Origin of the sequence: Nocardioides thalensis (assembly GCF_013410655.1) — a bacterium.
Lineage (GTDB): Bacteria > Actinomycetota > Actinomycetes > Propionibacteriales > Nocardioidaceae > Nocardioides > Nocardioides thalensis.
In genome coordinates this window covers 3,913,022-3,926,966 of record NZ_JACCFP010000001.1, presented here as the reverse complement: position 1 = coordinate 3,926,966, position 13,945 = coordinate 3,913,022, and the positions used below count along the sequence as shown (strand labels likewise).

Annotated in this window: 17 protein-coding genes, 1 tRNA gene and 1 pseudogene; 15 read left to right on the top strand and 4 right to left on the bottom strand. The window is 71.7% G+C overall.

The window, feature by feature from the left end; all coding sequences use genetic code 11:
- Positions 1-53: 53 nt before the first annotated feature.
- The 8 genes from HNR19_RS19145 (at position 54) to HNR19_RS19115 (ending at position 7,849) form a co-directional block, all read left to right on the top strand.
- Positions 54-755: a PASTA domain-containing protein gene (locus HNR19_RS19145; RefSeq protein ID WP_179669393.1), complete on the top strand. Its 702-nt coding sequence runs from the start codon at positions 54-56 to the stop codon at positions 753-755.
- Positions 752-2,404 (top strand): DUF885 family protein, encoded by a 1,653-nt coding sequence (locus HNR19_RS19140; RefSeq protein ID WP_179669392.1) that lies wholly within the window; start codon positions 752-754, stop codon positions 2,402-2,404. The genes HNR19_RS19145 and HNR19_RS19140 overlap by 4 nt, the downstream gene beginning before the upstream one ends.
- 99 nt (positions 2,405-2,503) lie before the next feature.
- Complete coding sequence (locus HNR19_RS19135) at positions 2,504-3,223, top strand: sigma factor (RefSeq protein WP_179669391.1); 720 nt, start codon at positions 2,504-2,506, stop codon at positions 3,221-3,223.
- 32 nt (positions 3,224-3,255) lie between these two features.
- Positions 3,256-3,813 (top strand): pilus assembly protein HicB, encoded by a 558-nt coding sequence (locus tag HNR19_RS19130; RefSeq protein ID WP_179669390.1) that lies wholly within the window; start codon positions 3,256-3,258, stop codon positions 3,811-3,813.
- A gap of 22 nt (positions 3,814-3,835) precedes the next feature.
- Positions 3,836-4,663: a DUF4097 family beta strand repeat-containing protein gene (locus tag HNR19_RS19125; RefSeq protein ID WP_179669389.1), complete on the top strand. Its 828-nt coding sequence runs from the start codon at positions 3,836-3,838 to the stop codon at positions 4,661-4,663.
- A gap of 118 nt (positions 4,664-4,781) precedes the next feature.
- On the top strand, positions 4,782-4,916 hold the full coding sequence (locus HNR19_RS23280; RefSeq protein ID WP_281366483.1) for a hypothetical protein: 135 nt from the start codon (positions 4,782-4,784) through the stop codon (positions 4,914-4,916).
- A 75-nt stretch (positions 4,917-4,991) separates the two neighbouring features.
- A complete protein-coding gene (locus HNR19_RS19120; protein WP_179669388.1) occupies positions 4,992-6,884 on the top strand; it encodes a CocE/NonD family hydrolase in 1,893 nt (630 codons plus the stop codon).
- A 107-nt stretch (positions 6,885-6,991) separates the two neighbouring features.
- On the top strand, positions 6,992-7,849 hold the full coding sequence (locus tag HNR19_RS19115) for an SDR family oxidoreductase (RefSeq protein ID WP_179669387.1): 858 nt from the start codon (positions 6,992-6,994) through the stop codon (positions 7,847-7,849).
- 101 nt (positions 7,850-7,950) lie between these two features.
- Here the strand turns inward: HNR19_RS19115 and HNR19_RS19110 are convergent, their stop codons facing one another.
- Together HNR19_RS19110 and dcd are read right to left on the bottom strand one after the other, a co-directional pair.
- Positions 7,951-8,928 (bottom strand): siderophore-interacting protein, encoded by a 978-nt coding sequence (locus HNR19_RS19110; RefSeq protein WP_246303548.1) that lies wholly within the window; start codon positions 8,926-8,928, stop codon positions 7,951-7,953.
- Between the two features lie 45 nt (positions 8,929-8,973).
- Entirely contained in the window at positions 8,974-9,549 is a 576-nt protein-coding gene (dcd, locus tag HNR19_RS19105) for a dCTP deaminase (RefSeq protein ID WP_179669386.1), read from the bottom strand.
- A gap of 73 nt (positions 9,550-9,622) precedes the next feature.
- Here dcd and HNR19_RS19100 point away from each other — a divergent pair, with 73 nt between their 5' ends.
- The 5 genes and pseudogenes from HNR19_RS19100 to HNR19_RS19080 all read left to right on the top strand — a co-directional run bounded on the left by HNR19_RS19100 (position 9,623) and on the right by HNR19_RS19080 (position 11,771).
- Positions 9,623-10,384, top strand: coding sequence for an SGNH/GDSL hydrolase family protein (locus HNR19_RS19100; RefSeq protein WP_179669385.1), 762 nt, complete (start codon positions 9,623-9,625; stop codon positions 10,382-10,384).
- A gap of 29 nt (positions 10,385-10,413) precedes the next feature.
- A tRNA-Gly gene (locus HNR19_RS19095) sits at positions 10,414-10,486 on the top strand.
- Positions 10,457-10,966, top strand: a pseudogene (locus HNR19_RS23730) (SRPBCC family protein); the annotation flags it as partial. The gene HNR19_RS19095 and the pseudogene HNR19_RS23730, both read left to right, overlap by 30 nt.
- On the top strand, positions 10,960-11,163 hold the full coding sequence (locus HNR19_RS19085; RefSeq protein WP_179669384.1) for a hypothetical protein: 204 nt from the start codon (positions 10,960-10,962) through the stop codon (positions 11,161-11,163). The pseudogene HNR19_RS23730 and the gene HNR19_RS19085, both read left to right, overlap by 7 nt.
- Positions 11,160-11,771: a TetR family transcriptional regulator gene (locus HNR19_RS19080; RefSeq protein ID WP_179669383.1), complete on the top strand. Its 612-nt coding sequence runs from the start codon at positions 11,160-11,162 to the stop codon at positions 11,769-11,771. Before HNR19_RS19085 ends, HNR19_RS19080 begins: the two co-directional genes overlap by 4 nt.
- Here HNR19_RS19080 and HNR19_RS19075 read toward each other — a convergent pair.
- On the bottom strand, positions 11,762-11,983 hold the full coding sequence (locus tag HNR19_RS19075; protein WP_179669382.1) for a hypothetical protein: 222 nt from the start codon (positions 11,981-11,983) through the stop codon (positions 11,762-11,764). The two genes, HNR19_RS19080 and HNR19_RS19075, sit on opposite strands and share 10 nt — an antisense overlap.
- Positions 11,984-12,034: 51 nt before the next feature.
- On the opposite strand from HNR19_RS19075, the gene HNR19_RS19070 reads away from it, so the two are divergent.
- Entirely contained in the window at positions 12,035-12,658 is a 624-nt protein-coding gene (locus HNR19_RS19070; protein WP_179669381.1) for a TIGR02453 family protein, read from the top strand.
- A 12-nt stretch (positions 12,659-12,670) separates the two neighbouring features.
- Here HNR19_RS19070 and HNR19_RS19065 read toward each other — a convergent pair whose 3' ends face one another.
- On the bottom strand, positions 12,671-13,126 hold the full coding sequence (locus tag HNR19_RS19065; RefSeq protein ID WP_179669380.1) for a nuclear transport factor 2 family protein: 456 nt from the start codon (positions 13,124-13,126) through the stop codon (positions 12,671-12,673).
- A 128-nt stretch (positions 13,127-13,254) separates the two neighbouring features.
- On the opposite strand from HNR19_RS19065, the gene HNR19_RS19060 reads away from it, so the two are divergent.
- Positions 13,255-13,941: a hypothetical protein gene (locus HNR19_RS19060; protein ID WP_179669379.1), complete on the top strand. Its 687-nt coding sequence runs from the start codon at positions 13,255-13,257 to the stop codon at positions 13,939-13,941.
- Positions 13,942-13,945: the final 4 nt, after the last annotated feature.

Here is a 13,945-nt window from a genome sequence, read left to right as displayed (position 1 = left end):
CGCCTCCGCGCCCCGAGGGTGGGCGGTCATCGGCGCCAGGAGCGCCCGTCGCGGTGCCGGACGTGATCGGGCTGCGTGGGCGTGACGCGCGGGACGCGATCCGGGAGAGCGGGCTGACGCCCGTACGCCACCCGAGCCTGATGTCGGCGTGCACGCCGCGTGGTGTCTATGCCCAGCGCCCCGACGCGGGAGAGACCGTGGGGGCGGGCGAGCGGGTCGTCGTCGAGGTCAACACCGGCAGTCATGGCGAGTGCGGCTTGCGGCTGTCCCCGACCGAGCCGCACCTGACGGCGGTTGCCGAGCAGTTCGTGGCGTTCGCCCGCGGGCTCGGGAGCCCGCCTCTGGCCAGCCGCGTGGAGCTCTACCTCGGGAACAGGATCGTCGAGACCCGCGACGCCGAAGACCTGGCCGACCACCGTCACTGGCGCGTGTGCCGGCCGTTCTATGCCGCACGGACCTGTCCGTTCTCGGCAGCCGACACCGTCGGCGCCTGGCCGGGACGCCTCGCGTTCACAGGTGCGCCGGCGCAGCACCCATGCGCGCACCCAGGAGCCCCGCCGCGTGCATGGGCAGGCCTCCAGCGAGTGACGATCACCCCGACGAGGGACTCTCGTGTGTCGACTACTGGGCCGTCGAGCTCTACGTCGACGCCGACGATCGCATCGCCGCTGCCAACCTCGGCTGGGCCGAACCCTGAAACAGCCGGCAAACCCCTCGCCCCGCCCACCACCCGCGGGATAGAACTGACCGCGTGACCGACGACCTCGCGCAGCTCGCCGACGACTACCAGCGCTTCCGCTACCGCCAGAACCCCCTGTGGGCGCACATGTCGGGGGAGTACTCGGTGGCGGGCGCCTACACCGACGTCAGTCGTGCCGCCGAGGATGCGGCGATCGCGGAGGCGCGCGACTTCGCCGAGCGTGCCGAGGCGATCGACGAGAGCGGCCTCGACGAGCAGGAGCGGCTGTCGCGCGCGATGCTCTCCTGGGACGCGCGCTCGACGGCGGAGGTGGCCGAGCTCCACAGCGCCGACTACGGCGCCAACCCGATCTTCGGGGCCCAGACGTCGCTCGGGATGTACGTCCCGAAGCTGTCGCTGCCCACGCCCGAGGTCGCCGAAGCGATGGTCGACAAGCTGGCAGGCATCGCGACGTACTTCACCGACCTCGCCGAGCGCCACCGCGACGGCGTCGCGAGTGGTCGTACGCCGGCCGCGTTCGCGGTCGCCGACACCATCAAGCAGCTCGACGACTGGCTGGCCGAGCCGCTCGCCGACGACCGGCTGCTGGCGATCGGCTCCACGCCGGACGGCATCGACCGCGACGCGCTCGTCGGCCGGATGCGCGACGTCGTCGAGGAGCAGGTCAGGCCGGCGCTCGCGACGTACCGCCACGTCCTCAGCGACGAGGTCATGCACCACGCCCGCGAGGACGAGAACGTCGGCCTGGTGCACCTTCCGGGCGGCGAGGAGGCCTACCGGACGCTCGCGCGGTTCTACACGACCACCGAGATGAGCCCGCAGGAGATCCACGAGATCGGGCTCGACCAGGTCGCCTCGCTGGCGGAGGAGTACGCCGAGCTCGGGCCCGACGTCGTGGGCAGCGCCGACGTGGCGACGATCCTCGCGGCGCTCCGCGACGACCCCGCGCTCCACCACACCGATCCCGACGAGATCGTTGCGGACTCCAAGGCCGCGATGGACAAGGCCAAGGCGGTCATGGGCGACTGGTTCGGCCGGCTGCCGAAGTCCGACTGCGACGTCGAGGCGACGACCAGCGGCGCGGTGGCCTATTACTTCCGGCCGGCGATGGACGGCAGCCGCGGCGGCGTCTTCTTCATGAACGTGAGCGACCCCGAGGGCTGGGGGCGCTACCAGATCGAGGCGACCGCCTACCACGAGGGGATCCCCGGCCACCACCTCCAGATCGCCATCGCGCAGGAGCTCGAGGACCTGCCCGACTTCCGCAAGACCGCGTTCTGCGTCGCCTACAGCGAAGGCTGGGGCCTCTACACCGAGCGGCTCGCCGACGAGATGGGCCTCTACACGACGCCGATGGACCGGATCGGCATGCTCGCCGCGGACTCGATGCGCGCATGCCGCCTGGTCGTCGACACCGGCATGCACGCGATGGGCTGGAGCCGTCAGCAGGCGGTCGACTACCTGGTCGCCAACTCGCCGCTTCCGCTCTCGCACGCGATCGCCGAGATCGACCGCTACGCCGTCACGCCCGGTCAGGCGCTGTCCTACATGATCGGCCGGCTCGAGATCCTGCGGATCCGCGAGGCGGCCCAGCAGCGCCAGGGCGACCGGTTCGACATCAAGGCGTTCCACGACGCGGTCCTCGACTCGGGCGCGCTCCCACTCGGTCTGCTCGCCAGCCACGTGGAGTCGCGGCTCCCCTGACCTTCCGGAGTCGTAGGAGTGAGAGTGACCTATAGACCACGCTGACTCCTACGACCTCGCGGCCGGAACCGATCCGGCCTCCAGGCGGTCTGGAGGGTGATGGACTTCAGCACGTACGTCGCCCAGCGCCGCACCGGCTTGGTGCGGACCGCGGTGCTGCTCGGCTGCCCGCGTGTCGACGCGGAGGACGTCGTGCAGGCGGCGCTGCTGAAGTGCTACCGCTCGTGGCGGAAGGTCAGCCGGGCCGACCACCCGGACGCCTACGTGCACCGGGTGCTCGTCAACACGCTGCACGACGCCCGCCGTCGCCGCTGGAACGGCGAGCTGCCGACCGACGCGCTGCCGGAGGAAGGTGCCGCCCTGGACGAGGCATGGGCGAGCGGCATCGCCGTACGGCGTGCGCTCGCGCTGATGAAGACCGAACAGCGAGAAGTGCTGGTCCTGCGCTTAGCGCCCGACTTCGCCGACCGGGTGCGCCACTTCGCGCCGGGGTTCAGCCTCCCGTGGAACGACGAGCCCGAGCGACGCGACGGATGGAGCGGGTGCTCCGGACTCGGCTTTCCCAGCTGCGCGATCGACCCCGTCGCCACCATCGCCCGCTATCGGGGGCGCGTTGTCCCGTCCGTGGGCCCGGTCCACGTGCCCCGCGGGGGAGGACGTCGCCTCCGAGTTTCCGGACGCGGACGTCGTGCGCCTTACCGAGCCGGAGCCCGCGACCTGTCGCGACGCATGGGCGGTCGAGCTTTGGATCGACGGGAACGGCGAGATCTACGCCGTCCGACAGATCGGCGTAGCAATCTGACATCACAACGCCATTGACATGACGTCATCATGACGTCATAGTGATGCACATGGACATCACGCCCTACGTCGACAGCATCCGCCGCGACCTGCTCGCAGCGGCGGAGGGTGCCGGCCCGGAGGCCCGCGAGGCCGCCGAGCGACTCGGCTACGCGCTCGACCCGTCCGTCCGGCTCGCGCTGATGGAGGCGATCAGCCAGGCGGCCGCCGAGATCACCGCGTCCATGCCGAGCGGCGGCGTCGACGTACGTCTGTCGGGGCGCGACCTGGACTTCGTCGTCGATGCCGGTACGCCGGCCGCGGCCTCCGGTCCGGTCCCGCCCGTGCCGCCGGCCCCGCCGGCGCCTCCCGCCGCGCCGGCGGCGCCGGGCGAGGAGGAGGGCCTGGCCCGGATCACGCTCCGGATGCCCGAGTCGGTGAAGGCCAAGGCGGAGGAGGCCGCGGGCCGCGTCGGTCAGTCCCTCAACACCTGGCTCGTCAACCTGGTCCGCGGCGCGACCAACGACGACGCGATCCACATCGACGTCGACCTGTCGAGCATCCCGTTCGGCGGCGACTTTCCCTTCGGCAACAAGCGCGGCAACCGCCGCATGACCGGCTGGCTCTGAGCCGCCCGACACAGGAGACCCCATGTCCGAGTACGCCTTCAGCACCCCCGAGCCGATCGAGCTCTTCGTCGAGAACAGCTCCGGGTCGATCGCCATCACCGCCGCCGACGTCACCGAGAGCAAGGTCCTCGTCGCCGGCAAGCGCGCCGACGAGGTCACGGTGACGCAGGACGGTCACCAGATCTCCGTCATCGCGCCGAAGTGGCGCGCGTCCGGCATCTTCAGCGGCGACCAGTCGCTCGTCATGACCATCACGGTGCCGACCCGCAGCCGGGTCGACGTCAAGAGCGGCAGTGCCGACGTCGTCGCCACCGGACTCGTCGGCGGCGCCCGGGTCAAGTGCGGCTCCGGCGACGTCCGGTTCGAGCGGCTGGCGGAGGTCGGCGTGATCGACACCGGCTCGGGCGACGTCGACATCGCCGACGCCGCCGAGGAGCTGCGCGTGCGCAGCGGCTCCGGCGACGTCCACCTCGGCGAGGTGCGCGCGACCGCCGCCGTGTCCACGGGCTCGGGTGACGTGGTCATCGAGCACAGCCTCGGCTCGGTGGTCGTCAAGACCGGCTCGGGCGACCTCGAGATCGCCGACGCCGAGGGCGACGTCGCGATGAAGACCGGGTCGGGCGACACCGTCATCCGCGCCGCCCGCCGTGGTCGCATCACCAGCAAGGGTGCCTCCGGCAGCGTCCGGATCGGCATCCCCGCCGGCACCCCGGTCTGGACCGACGTCACCACGGTCACCGGCCGGCTGACCTCCTCGATCGAGGGTGTCGGGCAGCCGGAGCCGGGCGCCGACCACGTCGAGCTGCGGGCGTCGACGGTGTCTGGAGACGTGGTGCTCGCGGCCATCTGACCGGCCGCCGACAGCCGCCGACAGCCCGGGCCGATGTCGGTGCTCGGTGCTTGAGTAAGAGCACAAGCCAACAGGTCCACGAAGACGCAGCAGGCACCCTCGGGAGGAGGAAATCACGATGATCGAGCCGACGACCGAGCTCCGGGTCCGTCAGGAGATCGCCGAGCGCATCGACCGTGCCAGCCGCCAGCGGGTCGCGTCGCGGGCCAAGTCCGCGCGAAGGGCGCGCCGCGACAGCTGGCCCAGCAGCTGAGCGGCACCCGCCGCCCGGCGTGACCGCGGTTAGGGTCCCCTCGTTGAGAACACGTTCCAGCGAGGAGTTCCCACGATGAGCCACCTGCTCCGGCGCGCCCTCGGCGCAACCGCGATCACCGCCGCACTCGCGGCCGGCTCGGCGGGTCTCCCCGTCCCGACCTCCGCCGCGGGCGCCGTACCCCCAGCGGCTCCGGCGCGCACCGCGCCCGCGGCCGGCGACTGGGAGCCGCGACCCGAGCAGTACCCCGGGACCGTGACCCGCAGGGACCTGCCGATCGTCATGGACGACGGCGTCACCCTGCGCGGCGACCTGGTGCTCCCGGCCGACGCCGACGGTGTGGCCATCGACCGGAAGTTCCCGGTGATCGTCACGATCACCGCCTACAACAAGGCCGTCCTCGCGGGCGGCGGCGAGGCGGTGCTCGGCGGCGGGGCCGACTACCTGGTCAAGCGGGGCTACGCCCAGCTCACCGTCGACGCCCGCGGCACGGGCAGCTCCAACGGGGTGTGGGAGGCGTTCAGCGCGCGGGAGAACAAGGACGCCGGCGCCATCGTGCAGTGGGCCCACGAGCAGCCGTGGAGCAACGGCAAGGTCGGCATGACGGGCGCGTCCTACAAGGGCATCAGCCAGCTCTTTGCGGCCGGCCACCACCCGGACGGCCTCAAGGCGATCTTCCCGCAGGTGCCGTCGGCCGACGTCTACCGCGACGTCGTCGCCTCCGGTGGCCAGATCGACGTCGGCTTCATCCCGCTCTGGATGGGCCTGGTCACCGCGACCGGCGTGATCCCACCGGCGTACGCCGGCAGCGATCCTGACAACGCCTTCCAGATGCTGTTCGACCGGCTCACGACCGGCACGACGTTCACGCTGCCGCTGATGCTCCAGGCGATCCTCGGCGGTGAGCCGGCGTACGACGGGCCGTTCTACCGCGAGCGCTCGCCGATCGAGTACCTCGACGACGTGACCGTGCCGACGTTCCTCGTCGGCGGGCAGTACGACCTCTTCCAGCGCGGGACGCCCTTGGTGTTCGAGCGCCTCCAGCGCAACGGTGCGCCGGTCAAGATGATCGTCGGCCCCTGGGACCACCTCGAGGGCTCGTCGGGCGCCGACGTCGGCGACGCCGGCTACGGCTCCCTTCAGGAGCTGCAGCTGCGGTGGTTCGACAAGTGGATCAAGGGTCGCGACACCGACCTCGACGAGATCCCACCGGTCAGCTACTACGAGCAGGGCTCGGACCGCTGGGTGCGCACCAAGCGATGGATCGCGGGCGACCTGTCCGCGCGGTCCTACGCACTCTCCGGCAAGGCCGGCATGGGTGGAGCGGCGGGCGTGCTGCGTCGCACCGACCCGAAGGCGGGGGAGTCGCTGCTGGTGCCGCTGCCGGTCTCCGGCCTGTGCACGCGCTCGGCCAACCAGTGGACCGCCGGGGTGATGAACGGCTTCCTCGGCTCCAACCCGTGCTTCGAGAACAACGCGCTCAACGACCTCTCCGGCCTGACCTTCGAGACCGCGCCGGTCAAGCGGGCCGTCCGGTTCCAGGGACCGCTCAACGCGCGGCTCTACGTCTCCACGGCCGGTGGCGACGGCATGCTCTCCGTGGCGATCGAGGACGTCGCGCCGGACGGAACCGTCCACCGGATCACCGGCGGCTGGCAGACGATCGCGCACCGCAAGCTGATCCGGTCGAAGTCGCGCTACCTCGACGGCGAGCTGATCCAGGCGTTCCACCCGTTCACCCGCGAGGCCAAGGCCAGGCTCGCCGCCGGCCAGGTCGCGCCGGTCGACGTCGAGATCTTCCCGACCGGCGCGGTGATCCGTCCCGGTCACCGGCTGCGGATCGCGATCCAGGGCTACGACGTGCCGCACCTGCTCCCGCCGCTGCCCGACCTGGTCGGGCAGGCGCTCCCGATCACCCTCCACACCGGTCCGAAGCACCCCTCCCGGATCACCCTCCCCGTGCGCTGACCCGTCGAACGGGCCCGGTTGGCGGGTCGAACGGGCACGGTTGGCGGGTCGAACCGGCACGGTTGGCGAACTCGACAACTAGAACGCGTTCTAGTTGGATGTCCGGCATGGGAACGTACGTCGTCAGCGGCGCCGCCTCGGGGATCGGGGCGGCCGTCGTCCGCCGGCTGACGTCCGACGGGCACGAGGTCATCGGCATCGACCTGCGCGGGAGCGACATCGACGCCGACCTGTCGACGCCCGGCGGGCGCGCGGCCGCCGTACAGGCTGTGAACGAGCGCGCCGCCACTGGCCTGGCCGGAGTCGTGCCGTGCGCGGGGCTCGGGCCGGTGACCGGCCTCGACCCGGCGGTGATGGTCTCGGTCAACTACTTCGGCGCGGTCGACCTGGTCGACGGGCTGCGGCCGCTCATGTCGGACGGCTCCGCGGTCGTCTTCCTCTCGTCCAACTCCGTCACCGCCCAGCCCGGCTGGGCCGCCGACGTCGCCAGCGCCTGCCTCAGGGGCGACGAGGCCGCCGCCCGCACGTCGGCCGAGGCGAGCGAGCCCGTCCACGTCTACCCGGCGACCAAGGCGGCCGTGGCCTACTGGGCGCGTCGCGAGGGCGTGAAGGCCGAGTGGGGCGGCGCAGGCATCCGCCTCAACGCCGTCGCGCCCGGGCTCATCGAGACGCCGATGTCGGACCAGATGAAGGCCGACCCCAAGCTCGGCGCGTTCGTGAAGGCCTACCCGTCGGCGATCGGCCGCGGTGGCCGCGCCGACGAGGTCGCCGAGCTGATCGCGTTCCTGCTGTCGCCGGCCGCGAGCCTGCTCGTCGGATCGGTGGTGTACGCCGACGGCGGCACGGACGCGATGCTGAAGCCGATCGCGCCGGTCGGCACCGACGTACCGAAGATCGCTGTCGCGCTCATGGACAAGGTCTCCAGCGGCGTCGCAGTGGTGAAGGGCCTCCGCCGGCGGAGCTGACGGCTCGCGCCGCCAACCGTGCCGGTTCGGCCAACCAACCGTGCCCGTTCGTCACGCCAACCCTGCCCGTTCGGCGCGCCAACCGTGCCGGTTCGGCGGGCTCAGGAGCGCATGGCGACGCCCTCGCGCCAGTAGCCCATGAAGGCGACCTGCTTGCGGTCGATGCCGAGCTCGTTGACCAGCTGGCGGCGCAGGCCGGTGACGACCTTGGACTCGCCGGCGATCCACGCGTAGAGGCCGGCGTACGGCGTGCCGGAGTCGGGGATCACGGTCGACTCGGCGACCTCCTCGCCGGAGGAGGAGTGGACCGGCGTCTCCCACAGGTCGGGGTCGATGTCCTCGTCGCTGACGGCGGGCGGCGCCGCCGCGGCGCCGGTCAGGTAGGCGATCGCGGCGGCGTGAAGGCTGGCGCCGCGGGGCGAGCCCTCACGCGGCAGCCAGGTGAGCTCGACGCCCTCGGGCTTGGTCACGTCGCGCTGGATGTCGTCTGAGGTCGGCACCTCGAGGAAGGCCGCGCCCTCCGCGTCGGCCGGCAGGTCGCGCAGCACGCCGCGGATCGCGGGCACGGCGGTCTCGTCGCCGACGATGAGCAGACGGCTCGCCGTACCGGGCGCCCACTCGATGCCGCCGTACTCGTGCCCGCGCCGCGGTGCCAGCAGCACCAGCCGGTCGCCCGCCTGCGCGCGCTGCGCCCAGGCGTTGCCCTTGCCCGCGTCGTCGGCGTGCTCGGCCTCGTGGACTACGATGTCGACGACGAGCCGCGTGTCCTCGCCCTCGCCGAGCACGTCGCGCACCGTGTAGGTGCGCATCGAGCCGCGTTCGTCCTCGGGGATCTGCAGCCACGTGGCCCACCAGGAGTCGTCCATGCCCTCGAACGACGGCAGGTTGCCCGCCGCGTTGGGGAAGACCAGCTTGATCCGCTGGTCGTAGATCTTGCCGGGGACGCCGAACTCCGCGAGGCAGTCGCCGCCCAGCTCGATCCGGACGTACGACGGCGAGACGCGCTCGACCGACCGGACCTCGACCTGGTCGAGGATCATGGGCAGGCTGGCGACGTACTCGTTCTGCGTGGCGGTCATGCCGGTAAGGCTAACCTAACTTCGCAGGGCGCGCCCGCCCGGCCGTCAGATCTCGGTGCGGTGGAAGTTCAGGTAGGAGCGCGACGGGGTCGGGCCGCGCTGGCCCTGGTAGCGCGAGCCGTACTTCTCCGCGCCGTACGGGTGCTCGCTCGGCGAGGTCAGGCGGAAGAAGCAGAACTGGCCGATCTTCATGCCCGGGTAGAGCTTGATCGGCAGCGTCGCGACGTTGGCGAGCTCGAGCGTCACGTGCCCGGAGAACCCGGGGTCCACGAATCCGGCGGTCGCGTGCGTCAGCAGCCCGAGCCGGCCGAGCGACGACTTGCCCTCGACGCGCGCGGCGATGTCGTCGGGCAGCGAGACGACCTCGTACGTCGAGCCGAGCACGAACTCGCCGGGGTGCAGGATGAACGGCTCGTCGCCGTCGGGCTCGACCATCCGGGTGAGGTCGGACTGGTCGGCGGCCGGGTCGATGTGCGGGTACTTGTGGTTCTCGAAGACCCGGAAGAACCGGTCGAGACGCACGTCGATCGAGGACGGCTGCAGCATCGCGGGGTCCCACGGCTCCATCTGGATCCGGCCGTGGTCGATCTCGGTGAGGATGTCGCGGTCGCTCAGCAGCACGCACGCACCCTACCGATTCGGGATCGGGTGGGCGGGTCCGTCCGGTGTGGGGCTGCGGCGCACAATGTCTGTCGTGACTTTCCAGAGGTACGTCGCGCTCGGCGACTCGTTCACCGAGGGCATCGGTGACCACGACCCGTCGCGCCCCAACGGCTGCCGCGGCTGGGCCGACCGGTTCGCCGAGGTGCTGGCCGCCAGTGACCCGGCGTTCGGCTACGCCAACCTCGCGATCCGCGGCCGCAAGCTGCCGGAGATCATCGCCGAGCAGCTCGAGCCCGCCCTCGCGCTGCGGCCGGACCTGGTGACGATCCACGGCGGCGGCAACGACGTGCTGCGGCCGAAGGTCGACATCGATGCGCTCGCGGCGTCGTACGACGAGGCGGTCGGCCGGCTCGCCGCCTCGGGCGCGAAGGTCGTGATGTTCACGATCGCCGACCCCGGGCTCAACCCGGTGATCAAGATGATCCGCGGCCGCACCGCCATCTTCAACGAGTGGGTGCGCGAGATCGCCGACCGGCACGGTGCGACCGTCGTCGACATGTGGCGGATGCGCGGCTGGAAGGTCTCCGAGGTCATGGACGACGACCGCCTCCACCTCAACGCCGTCGGCCACCAGGCGATCGCGATCGCGGTGCTCGACGCGCTCGGCATCGAGCACCCGCTGGAGGAGCTCGAGCCGGCCGCCACGCCGGTGCTCACCCGGCGGGAGCAGCGCCACGCCGACCTCAGCTGGGCCCGCACCCACCTGGTGCCGTGGGTCCACCGCCGGGTCACCGGCCGGTCGTCGGGCGACGGGGTGGAGCCGAAGCGGCCCACCCTCAGCCCCATCGGGTAGCATCCTCCACGCCTCGCCCAGCGGGGCCTGCGGGCGTAGCTCAGTTGGTAGAGCGCGACCTTCCCAAGGTCGATGTCGCGAGTTCGAGTCTCGTCGCCCGCTCACTGGATCGGCCGAGCGTGTCGTCATCGACCGCGCGCCCGGGGACTCCGCAAGCTCCGCCCCGGGCTTCACGATCGATGCGGCTTCGCCGCCGACGACACGCTGCCGGCCCGCAGTCGAGGCAGTCTCGGTGCCGGCCTCGCTGGCGGCAAGACGCTTCGCCGGCGCCTGTTCGGACTCGCCTGCTCGGATCCTGCTCGCGTCAGGCACCTGTCGCATGAACCGTCTGGTACACCGACGAGAGGAACTGCGATGAAGTACGAGGTGGAGGGCACGACCGCGGCAGCGCCGGACGCGCTGTGGGCGGTGCTCAGCGACGTCGAGCGGTGGCCCGAGTGGATCGAGGTCTACGAAGAGGTACGGCGCACCGACGACGGCCCGCTGCGGGTCGGGAGCCGGGCGCGGGTCAAGCAGCGGGGCCTGGCCGCCGGCGAGTGGGTCGTCACCGCGCTGGTCGAGGGCGAGTCGTTCGTGTGGGAGAACCGCCAGCCGGGCGTGCGGACGATCGGTCGACACGCGGTCAGCGCCGCGGACGGAGGCGGGCCCGCCTCGCCCTGGGTGTCGAGCAGTCCGGCCTCCTCGCGGGCCTGCTCGGCGTGCTCCTCGGCGGCCGGATCCGGAGCTACGTCGACATGGAGTGCCGCGACCTCACCGCAGCGGCGGCCGCGAGCCGGTGACCGAGCGAGCGGCGACCGGCCGCGACGCCCTGCTGGCGCAGGCGATCGACCACTTCGCCCGCAACGGCGTCGTCGACACCAGCCTGCGCGCGCTGGCACAGGCGATCGGCACCAGCCACCGGATGCTGATCTACCACTTCGGCTCGCGGGAAGGCCTGCTGGCGGCGGTCGTCGAGACCGTCGAGGAGCGGCTCCGTACGGCGCTGGCCGCGATGGCGGACGCTGGTCACGCCGGGGACCCGGTCACGACGGGCATGCGGTTCTGGCGGTTGGCCGCGGACGACGCCACCGTCTACGGGCCGCTCTTCTTCGAGCTCTCCAGCCACGCGATGCTCGGGCTCCCGCACGCGGAGGATCTTCGTGAGCGGCTCGTCACGACCTGGGTGGACGCGCTGGCCGAGATGTGGGTCGCTCGCGGCGCGCCGCGGCGCGAGGCGCGCCTCCAGGCGCGCCTCGACCTCGCGGTCGCGCGGGGCCTGCTGCACGACCTGCTGCTGACCGGCGACCGCCGTGCGGTCGACGCCGCGATGCGACGCCACGCGAAGTCGGCGGTCGCCGGCCTGGGACTTGATCGGCCGGCTCGGCCGGCTCGGCCGGCTCAGCCGTAGAAGCCCGACTCCGCGTCCGGCCCGTCGCCGCGGGTGTCCTCGTCCGGTCCCTGCGCGTTGGGCTCGTCGCCGCCCAGCCCGTCGTCGTCCTCGTCGTTGTTGACGGGTTCGCCCTGGGCGCGCTGCTGGCTGTCGGGCGTCACGGCGGTCGCGGAGTCGCCGTACTCCTTCTGCTGCTGGATCTTCTCCCTCTCGGGTTCGCTCGATGTCATGGCGGGGCAGTACCCACGAGCGCACGCGGACACCCGCCGTACCCTCCCTCTGTGGAGTTCACCGGTTTCCCCGTCGCCGCGCTCGACTTCTACGACGACCTCGAGGTCGACAACACCAAGTCGTTCTGGGACGCGCACAAGGCGGTGTACGACGAGGCCGTGCGCGCGCCGATGGTGGCGCTGACCGACGCGCTGGCTCAGGAGTTCGGCGAGGCCAAGGTGTTCCGTCCCTACCGCGACGTCCGGTTCGCCAAGGACAAGACGCCCTACAAGACCCACCAGGGCGCGTTCGTCGGCGTCGCGCCCGCGACCGGCTGGTACGTCGAGGTCTCGGCGCCCGGTGTGCGGGTCGGCGCCGGCATCTACGAGGCGTCCGGCGCGCGGCTGGCGGCGATCCGCGAGGCGATGGCCGACCAGAAGGCGGGCGCACGGCTGAAGCGGATCCTCGGCGACCTCGAGCGGGGCGGGTTCGAGATCGCCGGCGAGCGGCTCAAGTCGGCGCCCCGGGGCTACGACAAGGACCACCCGCGCATCGAGCTGCTGCGGATGAAGACGGTGCTCGGCATGAAGCGCTACGGCTTCGAGCCGTTCGTGCACTCCGCCGAGCTGCTCGACAGGGTGCGCGACGACTGGCGCCGGCTGCGGCCGCTCGTCACCTGGCTCGAGGAGTGCTGAGACGCTTGCGCGTCAGTCGGCCTTCGTGAAGCTCGCCATCGTCCGCTCCGGCTCCCAGAACGCCTTCATCGACTTCACCCGCCCGTCGTCGTCGACGACGTAGACCATGATCAGCTCGGTGGTCGTGAAGGAGCCGTCCGGGAACGACGTCTTGATCCGCCCGATGTTGGCGCAGGTGTTGCTCTCCGGGTTGGCGAACGAGTCGTTGATCTCGAACTCGAACTTCGCGATCGGCGCGATCGCCTTCTCCCAGAACCCCGAGATGCCGGCGTGCCCGTGGTGCCCGAGCCCCTCCGGGTCGAACATCGAGCGACCGACGGGGTCCTCGAGCACGCAGTCCTCGGCGTACACGGTCAGCCACTCGGCCAGGTCGCCCTTGGCGACCGCGGAGTAGGACCGCTGCGACGCGGCGCGCGCCGGGTGGGGGTCGTTGGGAGCGTTCCAGACGATGGCGTCCGAGGTGATCATGGTCGGCATCGTACGGCGGAACTGGAACACGTTCTAGTAGGCGGACGTGACTGCACCGTCGTCCTCCGGTGGGGTGGACGTTCCGGGGAGTTCACCGCTCGGACGGATGCGCGAGGCACCATGCGGCCATGGCCAAGAAGCGCAAGGCATTCGTGCACGTCGGCCTCGCGGGGATCGGCGACATCATCGAGCCGGCACTGGTGCAGCACCGCGACGCCCTCGTCGAGCTCGGCGTCACCGTGCTTCCGAAGACCACCGACGAGTCCTTCCGGGCGGCGGTCGAGATCCTGCGCGACCACAAGGGTTGGGGCTTCAAGCGCAAGGAGGTCGAGGGCCAGTGGGCCGACCTCTGCCGCCGCGCCCACAAGGGCAGGACCGCCGTCGTCTTCAGCCAGCCGCTCCTCGCCCGGGCCGAGCCCGAGCAGATCGACCTCCTCCTCGACGGCCTCGCCGGCTTCGAGATCCACGTCGTCGTGACGACCTGCCCCCAGGAGCCCGACGCCGACCTCGCCGCGGTCACGAAGCGCTGGGGCGCCGCCGTCCGCAAGCCGGAGCGGCTGCACGTCGTCGAGCTCGACGAGGCCGACGGCTGCGCGGCCTGGAAGGCGTTCGGCAGGACGGTCGGCTTCGGTACGGCGTCGCTGCAGCTCGACGACGTGCCCCGGCCGGTCGGCGCGCGCCCCCTGTCGTCCCTCGACGAGGCGCGCCGCGAGATCGAGCGGCTGACCCGGCGCAACGAGTCGCTCGAGCACCGCCTCGAGGAGACCGACAGGAAGCGCCGCAAGCTCAAGAAGAAGCTGTCGAAGGTCGCCTGAGCCG

Excerpts from the sequence above, each read along its gene's own strand:
- HNR19_RS19130 (WP_179669390.1), top strand. The coding sequence starts at position 3,256 with ATGGACATCACGCCCTACGTCGACAGCATCCGCCGCGACCTGCTCGCA.
- HNR19_RS19125 (WP_179669389.1), top strand. The coding sequence starts at position 3,836 with ATGTCCGAGTACGCCTTCAGCACCCCCGAGCCGATCGAGCTCTTCGTC.
- HNR19_RS19075 (WP_179669382.1), bottom strand. The coding sequence starts at position 11,983 with ATGACATCGAGCGAACCCGAGAGGGAGAAGATCCAGCAGCAGAAGGAG.
- HNR19_RS19115 (WP_179669387.1), top strand. The coding sequence starts at position 6,992 with ATGGGAACGTACGTCGTCAGCGGCGCCGCCTCGGGGATCGGGGCGGCC.
- HNR19_RS19120 (WP_179669388.1), top strand. The coding sequence starts at position 4,992 with ATGAGCCACCTGCTCCGGCGCGCCCTCGGCGCAACCGCGATCACCGCC.
- HNR19_RS19110 (WP_246303548.1), bottom strand. The coding sequence starts at position 8,928 with ATGACCGCCACGCAGAACGAGTACGTCGCCAGCCTGCCCATGATCCTC.
- HNR19_RS19135 (WP_179669391.1), top strand. The coding sequence starts at position 2,504 with ATGGACTTCAGCACGTACGTCGCCCAGCGCCGCACCGGCTTGGTGCGG.
- HNR19_RS23280 (WP_281366483.1), top strand. The coding sequence starts at position 4,782 with ATGATCGAGCCGACGACCGAGCTCCGGGTCCGTCAGGAGATCGCCGAG.
- HNR19_RS19060 (WP_179669379.1), top strand. The coding sequence starts at position 13,255 with ATGGCCAAGAAGCGCAAGGCATTCGTGCACGTCGGCCTCGCGGGGATC.
- HNR19_RS19065 (WP_179669380.1), bottom strand. The coding sequence starts at position 13,126 with ATGATCACCTCGGACGCCATCGTCTGGAACGCTCCCAACGACCCCCAC.